The sequence below is a fragment of the Nocardia vinacea NBRC 16497 genome (assembly GCF_000308835.1).
In the GTDB taxonomy this organism is placed as follows: Bacteria; Actinomycetota; Actinomycetes; order Mycobacteriales; family Mycobacteriaceae; genus Nocardia; species Nocardia vinacea.
The window spans coordinates 37591-49529 of the sequence record NZ_BAGN01000406.1 but is presented as its reverse complement, the minus strand read 5'-3'; the positions used below and the strand labels follow the sequence as shown (position 1 = coordinate 49529).

The following is an 11939-nucleotide window of genomic DNA, read 5'->3' as shown; positions in this document are numbered from 1 at the left end:
GCCCGAGGTTCTCGGCGGCGACGACCCGACGTCTGCTGCCGATATCTACGGGCTCGGTGCGACCCTGTTTTGCGCGCTCACCGGACATGCCGCCTTCGAACGCCGCAGCGGTGAACGAGTAGTTGCCCAGTTCCTGCGGATCACCAGCCAGCCGGTGCCGGACCTGCGCGAAAGCGGCATGCCCGACGACTTGTCGGCGGTGGTGGAATCGGCGATGCAACGGGATCCGCGGCAGCGGCCGTCGGCGACCGGAATAGGTGAGGCTCTCCGGCAGGTACAGCTGCGCCACAGATACCCGGTCGGCGAGATGGCGCTGCACGTGAACCCAGCCCCGGAGCCGCTGGACTACACCTCGGCGATGCGGGAATGGGGCCCGCCGCCGACGCCTGGAGGACGCGGCAACATCGGCGAGCTGCCGCCGGAGCTCACCAATTTCGTCGACCGCCGCACCGAGACGGCCGAGGTGAAAAATCTGCTGTCCACCCACCGCCTCGTGACGCTGGCCGGGATCGGTGGCGTGGGCAAAACCCGACTGGCGCTGCGAGCGGCCGCGAACACTCGACGCGATTTCGCCGACGGGGTCCGGGTTGTCGAACTGGCCGACGTGCGCGACCCGTCGATGCTGATCGACGTCGTGGCGGCCGCGTTTGGCCTGCGCGACGATTCGGCCCGGTCGACGCGGGAAGTGCTGGTCCAGTTCCTGCAATCCCGGGAAACGCTGCTCGTTATGGACAACTGCGAACAAGCGTTGGCGGCTTCTGCGGAGCTGGTCGAGACGTTGCTTATGGCTTGTCCGGGTCTGCGGATTCTCGTCACCAGCCGCGAACCGCTCGACATCGCCGGGGAAGCGGTACTGCGGGTGTTGCCGCTGACCGTGCCGGACCCCGACGGTGAACCGCCGCTGCGCGGACTGCCCAAATACGATGCCGTGACATTGTTCGCCGACCGCGCCGCAGCAGTGGTGCCGGGCTTCGAACTCACCGAGGACAACAAGGCCGCCGTGACCGGTATCTGTTCGCGGCTGGACGGATTGCCGCTGGCGATCGAACTCGCGGCGGCTCGGATGCGCGCCATGTCGCCCGAACAGATCCTGCAGCGGCTCACCGACCGATACACACTGCTCACCCGCAGTAGTCGCACCGCACCCACCCGGCAACAGACGCTACGAGAGTGCATCGACTGGAGCTACCAGCTGTGCACACCGGTCGAGCAGCGGATATGGGCCCGGCTGACGGTATTCGCCGGCGGCTTCGAGCTCGACGCCGCCGAATGCGTGTGTGGTGCCGAATTGGCGCCGGAGAGTCTGCTGGACGCGTTGTCCTCCCTGGTGGACAAGTCCATCGTGAATCGGGAGGAACCCGAGGGCGTCGTGCGCTTCCGCATGCTCGAGACCATGCGCGACTACGGTCGCGAGAAGCTGCAGGACAGCGGCGAATACCAGGATCTGCGTCGACGACACCGCGACTGGTACCAGCGGCTGGCGTTGGACGCCGAGGCCGGGTGGATCAGTGACCGGCAGCTCGACGTGCTCGCTCGGCTCGACCGTGAGCAACCGAATCTGCGGGACGCGCTCGAGTTCTGTGTATCCGACGACACCGCGGAATCGGCCGAAGCCGGGTTGCGAACCACCGCGGCGTTATTCGCGTACTGGAGCTTCCGAGGACGGTTCGGGGAAGGCCGACGCCGGCTCGACCGCATCCTCGCCCACCCCGCCGCGCACTCGATACCCGATCGCGTCAAAGCACTGCATACGAGCACGTACATGGCTGCGGTACAGGGAGACCTGCAATACGCGGCCACCCTCGTCGAGCAGGCGCGCACCCTCGCCGAACAGGACCCCGCACCCACCACCGAAGCGCTGGCCACGGCCGCCGAGGGAACCCTGGCACTGTTTCGAGGTGAACTCGATCGGGCGATATCCGTACTCGAACCCACCCTCTCGGTATTCGAATCCAACGCGCGGGGACCTCTGTATATCTCCACGTTGTCCAACCTGGGATGGGCGCACGCACTCCAGGGAAACACCGGGCGGGCGATCCAGTATCACGAGCAGATACTCGCCATCACCCAAGCGTGCGGCGAATCGCTGTTTCGATCGACCACGCTGTGGGGCATCGCCATCACCGTATGGCAGCAGAACGAGCAGTCCCGCGCACACGAGTTACTGCTGGAATCATTACGAGCCAACCGGCGCGTCCGCAGCCCTGTCGTCGCGGCACTGGCCATCGAGGGACTGGCCTGGACCGGCGCCGACGACAATGGTGAACGCGCGGCCATCCTGATGGGCGCCGCCGAACACCTGCTGCGCTCCGCCCCGGGTGTCACAACTTTTTTCACGGAGCTCTCCCACTATCACGACGAATGCGAGGACATCGTGCGACGCGCACTCGGTGACCGCGGATTCGACGCGGCATTCCGACGCGGACAAGCCATGGAGATGAACACCGCAGTGGCCTACGCCCTGGGAGAGCCGGCAACCACCACCCCACACGACTCCGGACTGACACTGACCAAGCGCGAACGCGAGGTCGCCAACCTTGTCGCCCAAGGACTCACCAACAAACAGATCGCCGCAAAACTCGTGCTCTCCCAACGCACTGCACAGCACCACGTCGAACACATCCTGACCAAACTCGGCTTCACCTCCCGCGCACAAATCGCGGCCTGGATCATCGACGAGACCCGGCAAGAATCCAACGGCGGTTCCGGCCCGACTCGCTGAACGAGATTCAAGCGAACCGGGATAAACAGGAATCGTATGCTGCATATTTCATGACCGGTGCATTTATAGCCGCACGACATTCACCCGATCAGCATTGGGACAATCGACAACATGCGGTATTAGCGTGGTTCGTCCCCACCTCGGTCGTGACTCGCGTAGCTCGCTCTGTCAAATCCGCCTCCCGGTGAGCGAGATGAAAGCGCACTGATCCGCTCGCGCGGATCGGTTCTAAATTTCCCTTTTCCGCGCGAGTTTTTTTTCTTCCACTGCTCCTTTCTCGGTGCTAAAAATGTCACCGACGTACGGCACCAGTTATACATACCTCCTATTATCCGAGGTATATCGATTCGAGCTCCTTCGGCTCGGAAAAACAGCGAAGCACGAAATGAACCACGCGTGCCGCACGCCGAATGGAGGAAATGCTTCCGGATTCGAAAAGACATCACCGATCGGATTCTGCACGGACTAATGCACCTGAGCTGCTCGGTCCGCCGATCATCCACCACCGATCACAAGTCATTCGAGACATCCCACTCGAAGAGGAGAAGAGATATGTCTGTAGAAAACCGTCGTCGGTTCCTGGCCGGACCGGGCGAGCGACGTGTACTGCGCGCCGCTGTCGCGTTGAGCACGGCGACAATGCTCGGTGCCGTCGGCATCTCGATCGCCAACGCCGAGTCGTCGGAGCCCCCGGCTCCCTCGGGCGTCTTCACGGCGGCCGACACGACCGCTGATATCGCAGCGATCAAGCAGCTCAAGGCGGACTACTTCCACAACATCGATACGAAAAACTGGAACGCTCTGCGCGAACTCCTCGCCCCCGACGTCGTGGTGGACACCACGGGCAGCGGTGGCCCCATCCTTGTCGGAAGGGACAATTTCATCGCCTTCCTGAAGCTCACTATCGGCAGTGCCAATACCCACCATCAGGGCTACGACCCGCAGATCAATCTGACATCCGCGACGACCGCCGAGGTCGTGTGGACGATGGAGGATGTGCTTATCTTCGGTGGGACACTCGGGGTGCACGGCTATGGCCACTACGAGGATCGCTATACAAAGGTCAACGGTAAGTGGATTGTCAAGTACTCCAAGCTCACCCGCACCCGCCTGGATCTGATCAACCCCGATGACGAAACGGTGATCGAGGCGAACGTTCCGCTCGCCGAGGTCGTTGCGAAAGTTAACGAGATCCTCGGGCTGTAGCAATTAAGGCAAAGGCGGGAGACCACGCGTGTGGTCTCCCGCCTTTGCTGTTCGAGTCGAAGCGCAACAGAAGCGGACAAGTGACATCGATGTTTTGCCAGAAATATCAATAGCAAGCTCGAAACATGCTGGGACTATTCCTGTCAGTGAACGGATTCGAGCCTAAGGCAGCTGGCAATCATTCGCACAATCAAACCCTCGCAGTAATCCGAAGGCGGCACGTATCAATTTCGCGTCCTCGAATGCCCGGAACAACGCCGGAAACACCCGTTGCGATAGTCCATGTCAGTGTGGCGGGCCGGAGATCCTCGCTGCGCGCACGACCGTCGACTGCGTCATTCGCCGCAGAAGTACCTCCCTATAAATGACAACCGCGTACCTCTCGATGCGGCGACTACCTGCGCGTGGGCGTCCTCGCGCAAGTCCGCCCGTCACCCGCGCGCGGGTTTCACGATCCCGGAGAGCGGCAGGTTCCCGGCCGGATCCAGGTGCGCGCGAGTGAGTGCGGAACTTGCTTGTGTTATCGATTATTCGATAACATTTGACGAATATTGAAAGGAACTTTAATGGCGCGACGATGGAGGGTCAAGACCGTGTTCCTTGCTGCGACCGAGCAAAGTTCCGCCCAAGACGCCGCCGCGGCACTGGCCGAGAACGAGACCCCGTCGCGATGAGCTGCCGGGCACTCGGTTTCTCCGCATGCAGTTCGCCGTTCCCGTTATCGGTCCAGTACCTCCCGAGCCGGCGGCTCGGCGAAGCCGACGAGTTGCCCGCTGCGATCCAGACCTGATGGCGAGCCAGGTAGCACGCCGACCTCGTTGTCAGCGCGCTCCGCACGTCCCCGTCGGGGTGTACCGGCAGGGGTTCTCGGTGCGGCCCTGGTACTGATCGTGGCCGTCGCTGTTGGAGCGTGCTCCGTAGCCGTAACCACTGTTGCGCTGACTGTGGTCAGTGCTGTTCGGGCGCGTTCCCGCTCCGTAGCCGTGACCGCCCCCGGGACTGTGCGAATCCCGCGGCCCGGCCGAGGCCGCGAAGAGGTGCGGCGAGGCGATCGTCACTAGCACCAGCACGATGCTGAACAGCGTCGTCACCACCACACGACGCACGGTCCAGAACTTCGTCGCGATCTCCATGAGCTATCTTCCCCTCAATTAACGTACCGCTATATAACGACACATTAATCGATGGTACGTCCCATGGGAAGGTGTCTTCCCGGATTCGTGCACCACCAAGTCACGCGCCGGCGCCTCCGAACAGAGCCCGACCTGCGGACAGCTCGGGCTCCCTCGGCTGAGGATGCGGTCCCCGATCGCCGCAGGCCGACAGCTACCGGCATCCGCTGGTGCCGATCTGCTGCCCGCACTGCGCGCCAAGAACGGACATCGCCGTCAACGATGCGACGCTCTAGGGCGATACCCTTGGGCAGGGAGGTTTGACGGAAGGGAAATAATGTGGGGCAACTACGACATAGGCCGCATCGCGCGTAGCCGGCGGCTGAGCGCCTGGCGCTGATCTCCGAGCGACCGATGTACGAGCCGACCGATCTGGTCGATCCAGCCGAGCGAACCCGCACAGCGCTTGCCGCTGTGGTGGCTCGGTTTTCCAAGGCTTGGGCGTCCGGTTCCCCACCAGAGCTGTCGGAGTACCTGCCTCGTGAACCGGCTGAGCGGCATACGATACTGATCGAACTGATCAAGATCGATCTCGAATACCGCTGGCTTCGTTATCACTTTCCCAAACGACTGATCGAATACCGTGCGGAATTTGCGGAACTGCAAGATGGTCCGCTTCCGGCCGAGCTGGTCTACGAGGAGTTCCACGCACTGCGCCGCGGTTCGCACGCAGCCGATGAGGCTACCCTCGCCGAGGCTGCCACGGCGGCCGGTCCTGAGCTCGCACAGCTCACGAGCGACTACCGCAGCACGATGATTGCTCGTCCAAGTGCCCAAATGGTTCTCGACACCATCGATGTCGGCCACCATATCGACGATTTCGACCTCCTGATGAGGATCGGGGCCGGCGCCTTCGCCCAGGTGTATCTCGCTCGACAACAATCAATGCAGCGACTGGTCGCGGTCAAGATTTCCCATAACCACGGCAATGAGCCGCAGACCCTCGCGCAACTGGACCACGAATACATCGTGCGCATCTTCGACCAGCGACTCATCGCCGACGGCGAGCTGAAGCTGCTGTATATGCAGTACCTACCCGGGGGAACGCTGCTCGACGTGCTACGCCTACAACGCTCGACGCCTCCGGAATACCGCAGTGGGCAGCTGCTGCTCGATGCCATCGACAAGGTACTTGCCGATAAGGGCGAGGTTCGGCCCACGGAATCAGCTGTTCGGACCCGGACCGCCGCACTGACGTGGCCGGAGACCGTCGCTTGGCTGGGCCGCCGACTCGCGGACGCACTGCAGCACGCGTCCGACCGAGGAGTATTGCATCGAGACATCAAACCCGCGAACGTGCTGCTGAGCGCCGAGGGAATCCCGAAGCTGGCCGACTTCAACGTCAGCTCCAGCAAACACCTCAAGGGGACAAGTCCCCTGGCGTACTTCGGCGGATCACTGGCGTACATGTCGCCCGAACAGCTCGAAGCCTGCCATCCGGACCTCCCGGCGACCGCCGCCGACCTCGATACTCGAAGCGACATATACGCGCTGGCTGTCATGCTGTGGGAGTTGCTCACGGGACATCGACCATTCGCGGACGAAACCTCCGCAGGCGAGTCGGAGACATCGCTGGCCCGCATGCTCGAACTGCGGCGCAAACCTGTCGAGTCGACGTTCCTGTCGGAACTTCCGCCGGATTGCCCCGCGGCATTGCGCCAAGTGCTGCTGAAGTGTCTGTCGCCCGACCGCGAAGACCGCTACTCGTGCGGTTCGGAATTGGCCCAGCAGCTCGACTTATGCCTCGAGGAACTGGCCCGCGACCTTGTTTATCCGCCGCCGAACAGTTGGCGGGCCCGACTTTCGCGCTGGCCCACCCCCATCCTGTGGTTATCCTCGCTGGTCGGCGTCACCCTGGCTACGGTCTATATGGCTGTGCACGTCCAGGAACTGATCAGAGAGCAGCTCTCCGATGCCACCAACTGGCAGCTGGACAAGGGTGTCATCGTTTTCATCCTCTGCGCCTCGCCGCCTGCCATCCTCATCTACGCATACATGTCGCGTGATTTGCTCGCGGTTCCTCGCGGCTTGCGCGCCGGCAGACGCTACGACGAGGCAGTGCTCGCGCGGGTGCGGTCGCGAACACTGTTTTGGGGCGACCTGTGCGCGATGAACACCCTGCTGTTCGCGGTTTGCGCAACCGTGACGGGGGTGATGTTGCTTCGCTGGTTCACCGATCTACCGGCGCGGCTGATAGTCCATGCCGCGGCAACCGTTCTGGTGGCGGGCACCATCTCCGTTGCCTATACATTTTTCCTTTCCACTTTCTATGTCGTCCGCTGCGTCTATCCCATCTACCTGCGCCACGGCCCCGCATCGGCGCACGACGCCGCGTATCTGCGTGCGCTCCGTCGCAGACTCACGGCCTATCTCGCGGTGACGGCGTCGGTGCCGCTGGTCGGGGTGCTGGCCGGATTCACCGCCCTCGAACCCGAGGAGTTACCGCTTGTGCGCGACTCGGTTCTGGGGTTGTGCGCGGCCTCCGGGCTGGCGTTCGTCGCCGCTTATTGGTTGTTCCGCAAGCTGGATGCGGACCTGCGCGCACTCGAGCGGGTGGTCACGCAAAAGCCTGATTCTCGCTGACGAGAAGCCGGAACCGATGCGTCGTCACTGCCACGCGCGTGGCAGCGGCCCGGCGGCAGATTATTGCCGAAGCGAGGACGCCCGCGGCGTAGGATTCATCGCGGGGCTTGTCGAAAGGCGAGGTCGGGATGCATGAAATGGCTATAACCCAGTACCTTGTCGACGCCGTCTGTGAGCATGCGCAAGGGCGCATGGTGCACGACGTGACGGTCGAGGTCGGCGCGCTGTGCGCTGTGGTGCCCGAGTCCATGCAGTTCTGTTTCGAGCTTGCCACCGAGGGAACCCTCGCCGAGGGAGCACGACTGAACCTGCGCATTGTCGAGGGGACAGCGCGTTGCCGGAACTGCGGGGCGGAATTCCTTCTGCCCGACCTCATCGTGCTGTGCCGTTGCGGCAGCGCCGATGTCGAGATCACTGCGGGGCGGGAACTTCGAATCGTATCGATGGAGGTGAGTGAGCAATGTGCGCAACCTGCGGATGCGAGGGCGACGGGGTCGCTGTGATCACCGTCGGACACCTGGACCGCGATCACCTGCACGATCATGGCCACCATGAGCATGGTCCCGGGCATGAACACGAGCACTCCCACGAACACGCTCTGACCACACTGACCCTCGAACACAAGGTGCTCGCCAAGAACGACGAGCTCGCCACGGCGAACCGTGCGCGATTGCGTGAACGCGGGATCTTGGCGCTGAATATGACCAGTTCGCCCGGCGCTGGGAAAACGACCCTGATCGAGCGGACGATCCGCGAGCTCGACTCGGTTCCGGTGGCCGTCATCGAGGGCGATCAGGCCACTGTGCTGGATGCGCAGCGCATCGAGGCAACCGGCTGCAAGGTCGTGCAGGTAAATACCGGCGCGGGCTGCCATCTCGATGCGGACATGATGCGACGGGCTCTCGACGCGTTGGAACCGGCGCCGGACAGCCTGCTGTTCGTGGAGAATGTGGGCAATCTGGTCTGTCCGGCATTGTTCGATCTCGGCGAAGCGGGCAAGGTCGTGATCGTCTCGGTCACCGAGGGCACCGACAAGCCGTTGAAGTACCCGCACATGTTTGCCGCGGCGGAGCTGGTGCTGATCAACAAGACCGATCTGCTGCCCTATGTGGACTTCGATCTGGAGCGTTGCGAGGAATACGCGCGGTCGGTGAATCCCGGCGTAACGATCGTTCCGGTATCGGCGACCACCGGCGATGGACTGGCTTACTGGTACGACTGGCTCGCCGCACGGCTAACCACTGGCATATCGAAACCTTGAAAGCCATTCGCTCTCAGACCTAGACTCATGTGATCAGAGTCACGCGCGGATGCGATGCTGGAGCTGACCGTATCCGCGTGCCCCCGCTGCGGAAGGTGGCAGTCCGATGCCAACTCAGGAAGCAGTAAAAGCCGAAGACACCCTGATCCACGTCCTCTGGATCAATGCGGGACTCAGCTGCGACGGCGATTCGGTGGCCCTCACCGCCGCCACCCAGCCGAGCATCGAAGAGATCGCACTCGGATCACTCCCCGGTTTACCGAAGATTGCCGTGCATTGGCCGCTCATCGATTTCGAATGCGGTCCGACGGGCGGCGCGGACGATTTCCTGGAGTGGTTCTTCAAGGGAGATCGGGGCGAACTGGATCCGTTCGTTCTGGTCGTCGAGGGGTCGATCCCCAATGAGCAGTTGCACGACGAGGGTTACTGGTGCGGCTTCGGCAACAATCCTGCGACCGGTCAGCCGATGACGACGAGCGAATGGCTCGATCGGCTGGCGCCCAAGGCGACCGCAGTGGTCGCCGTAGGCACCTGCGCGACGTACGGAGGTATCCACGCCATGGCGGGAAATCCGACCGGCGCGATGGGTGTCCCGGACTATCTCGGCTGGGATTGGAAGAGCAAAGCGGGCATACCGATCGTCTGCGTGCCCGGCTGTCCGATCCAGCCCGACAATCTGTCCGAGACCCTTACATACCTTCTCTATATGGCCACCGGCCAGGCGCCGATGATCCCGCTCGACGATGCGCTGCGCCCGAAGTGGTTGTTCGGCGCCACCGTGCACGAAGGTTGCGACCGAGCGGGCTACTACGAGCAGGGTGATTTCGCCGAGGAGTACGGATCACCGAAATGCATTGTGAAGCTGGGCTGTTGGGGTCCGGTCGTCAAGTGCAATGTGCCCAAGCGCGGCTGGGTCAACGGCGTGGGCGGGTGCCCGAATGTGGGTGGCATCTGCATCGGCTGCACGATGCCGGGATTCCCGGACAAGTTCATGCCGTTCATGGACGAACCGCCGGGCGGCAAGATCTCCTCGACCGCTTCCGGGCTGTACGGGTCGGTGATCCGCAGTCTTCGCCACATCACCGGCCGCACCGTCGACAAGGAACCGCGCTGGCGGCACAAGGGCGGGAAGCTCGAATCCGGCGCGACACGCACCTGGTAGGGAGATATTTCGATGACAGAGATCATTCCCGATCCGTCGCTTCGCAAGATCGAACCCGACGCCCTGGTAGAGATGGCCTGGGATCCGATCACCCGCATAGTGGGCAGCCTGGGCATCTACACCAAGATCGACTTTTCCAATCGCGAGGTCGTCGAGTGCCACAGCACCTCATCGATCTTCCGCGGCTATTCGATTTTCATGAAGGGCAAGGACCCGCGCGACGCGCACTTCATCACCAGCCGCATCTGCGGCATCTGCGGTGACAACCACGCGACCTGCTCGTGCTATTGCCAGAACATGGCCTACGGGGTCAAACCACCTCCTATCGCCGAGTGGATCGTCAACCTCGGCGAGGCCGCCGAGTACATGTTCGACCACAATATTTTCCAGGAGAACCTGGTCGGGGTGGACTTCTGCGAGAAGATGGTCGCCGAGACCAACCCGGGCGTGCTCGAACGCGCCGAGCGCACCGAGGCGCCGCACGCCGGTGACCACGGCTACCGCACCGTCGCCGACATCATGCGGGCGCTCAATCCGTTCAGCGGCGAGTTCTATCGGGAGGCGCTGCAGGTCAGTCGGTACACGCGCGAAATGTTCTCCCTCATGGAGGGCAGGCACGTGCACCCGTCGACGCTGTATCCCGGTGGGGTCGGCACGGTCGCGACGATTCAGCTGATGACCGACTACATGTCGCGGCTGATGCGGTATGTGGAGTTCATGAAGAAGGTCGTGCCGATGCACGACGACCTGTTCGACTTCTTCTACGAGGCGCTGCCGGGCTACGAGCAGGTAGGGCTGCGCCGCACACTGCTCGGCTGCTGGGGATCGTTCCAAGATCCCGCGGTGTGCAACTTCGAATACAAGGATATGGAGCAGTGGGGTCGGCGGATGTTCGTCAACCCCGGCGTCGTCGTCGACGGGAAGCTGATCACCACCTCGCTGGTCGATATCAATCTCGGCCTCCGGATCCTGTTGGGCAGTTCGTATTACGAGGACTGGACCGATCAGGAAATGTTCGTCACGACCGATCCGCTCGGCAATCCGATCGACCGGCGCCATCCGTGGAATCAGCACACCAACCCCCAACCGCAGAAGCGCGATCTGGACGACAAATACAGCTGGGTGATGTCGCCCCGCTGGTTCGACGGCAAGGACCATCTCGCGCTCGACACGGGCGGTGGGCCGCTGGCTCGCCTGTGGGTGACGGCGCTGGCCGGGCTGGTGGACATCGGTTACGTCAAATCCACCGGATCCAGCGTGCAAATCAACCTGCCCAAGACCGCGTTGAAGGGCCCCGTCACCTTGGAATGGAAGATTCCGGCGCACGGCAGCAACACGATCGAACGCAACCGGGCGCGGACCTACTTCCAGGCCTACGCGGCGGCGTGCGCGCTGCACTTCGCCGAGCAGGCGCTCGGTGAGATCCGGGCGGGCAACACCAAGACCTGGGAGCACTTCGAGGTGCCCGGCGAGGGCATCGGCTGTGGTTTCACCGAGGCGGTGCGCGGTGTGCTGTCGCACCACATGGTCATCCGGGACGGCAAGATCGCCAACTACCACCCGTATCCGCCGACGCCGTGGAACGCCAGTCCGCGTGACTCCTTCGGTACTCCGGGGCCCTACGAGGACGCGGTACAAGGCCAGCCGATCTTCGAGGAGAACGACCGGGAGCACTTCAAGGGCATCGACATCATGCGCACGGTGCGCAGCTTCGATCCGTGCCTGCCCTGCGGGGTGCACATGTATCTGGGCAACGGCGTAACCCTGGACAAGGTGCATTCACCCACGCAGGCGCTCACCGCGGAATGACAGGTCGGGTCGACGACTGGAGGC

Annotated in this window: 8 protein-coding genes; 7 read left to right on the top strand and 1 reads right to left on the bottom strand. The window is 62.9% G+C overall.

The window, feature by feature from the left end; all coding sequences use genetic code 11:
• Both ON44_RS38710 and ON44_RS49065 read left to right on the top strand, forming a co-directional pair.
• Window positions 1-2722: helix-turn-helix transcriptional regulator (locus ON44_RS38710; RefSeq protein WP_040699688.1), on the top strand; the 2722-nt coding region annotated here is incomplete at its 5' end.
• A gap of 552 nt (window positions 2723-3274) precedes the next feature.
• Window positions 3275-3928 carry a nuclear transport factor 2 family protein gene (locus ON44_RS49065; protein WP_157187520.1) on the top strand — a complete coding sequence of 218 codons (654 nt, stop codon included), beginning with the start codon at window positions 3275-3277 and terminating at the stop codon, window positions 3926-3928.
• A gap of 821 nt (window positions 3929-4749) precedes the next feature.
• On the opposite strand, the gene ON44_RS38700 is transcribed toward ON44_RS49065, so the two are convergent.
• Window positions 4750-5061 (bottom strand): hypothetical protein, encoded by a 312-nt coding sequence (locus tag ON44_RS38700; RefSeq protein WP_040699687.1) that lies wholly within the window; start codon window positions 5059-5061, stop codon window positions 4750-4752.
• 393 nt (window positions 5062-5454) lie between these two features.
• Between ON44_RS38700 and ON44_RS38695 the strand changes: the two genes are divergently transcribed.
• The 5 genes from ON44_RS38695 to ON44_RS38675 all read left to right on the top strand — a co-directional run bounded on the left by ON44_RS38695 (window position 5455) and on the right by ON44_RS38675 (window position 11915).
• Window positions 5455-7683, top strand: a complete 2229-nt coding sequence (locus ON44_RS38695) for a serine/threonine-protein kinase (RefSeq protein WP_040699685.1) — start codon at window positions 5455-5457, stop codon at window positions 7681-7683.
• Between the two features lie 128 nt (window positions 7684-7811).
• Window positions 7812-8186: a hydrogenase maturation nickel metallochaperone HypA/HybF gene (locus tag ON44_RS38690; RefSeq protein WP_040699684.1), complete on the top strand. Its 375-nt coding sequence runs from the start codon at window positions 7812-7814 to the stop codon at window positions 8184-8186.
• On the top strand, window positions 8144-8944 hold the full coding sequence (gene hypB, locus ON44_RS38685) for a hydrogenase nickel incorporation protein HypB (RefSeq protein WP_040699682.1): 801 nt from the start codon (window positions 8144-8146) through the stop codon (window positions 8942-8944). The genes ON44_RS38690 and hypB overlap by 43 nt, the downstream gene beginning before the upstream one ends.
• A gap of 106 nt (window positions 8945-9050) precedes the next feature.
• On the top strand, window positions 9051-10106 hold the full coding sequence (locus ON44_RS38680) for an NADH-quinone oxidoreductase subunit B family protein (RefSeq protein WP_040699681.1): 1056 nt from the start codon (window positions 9051-9053) through the stop codon (window positions 10104-10106).
• 12 nt (window positions 10107-10118) lie between these two features.
• Window positions 10119-11915 (top strand): nickel-dependent hydrogenase large subunit, encoded by a 1797-nt coding sequence (locus tag ON44_RS38675; RefSeq protein ID WP_040699679.1) that lies wholly within the window; start codon window positions 10119-10121, stop codon window positions 11913-11915.
• The last annotated feature ends 24 nt before the right edge of the window (window positions 11916-11939 follow it).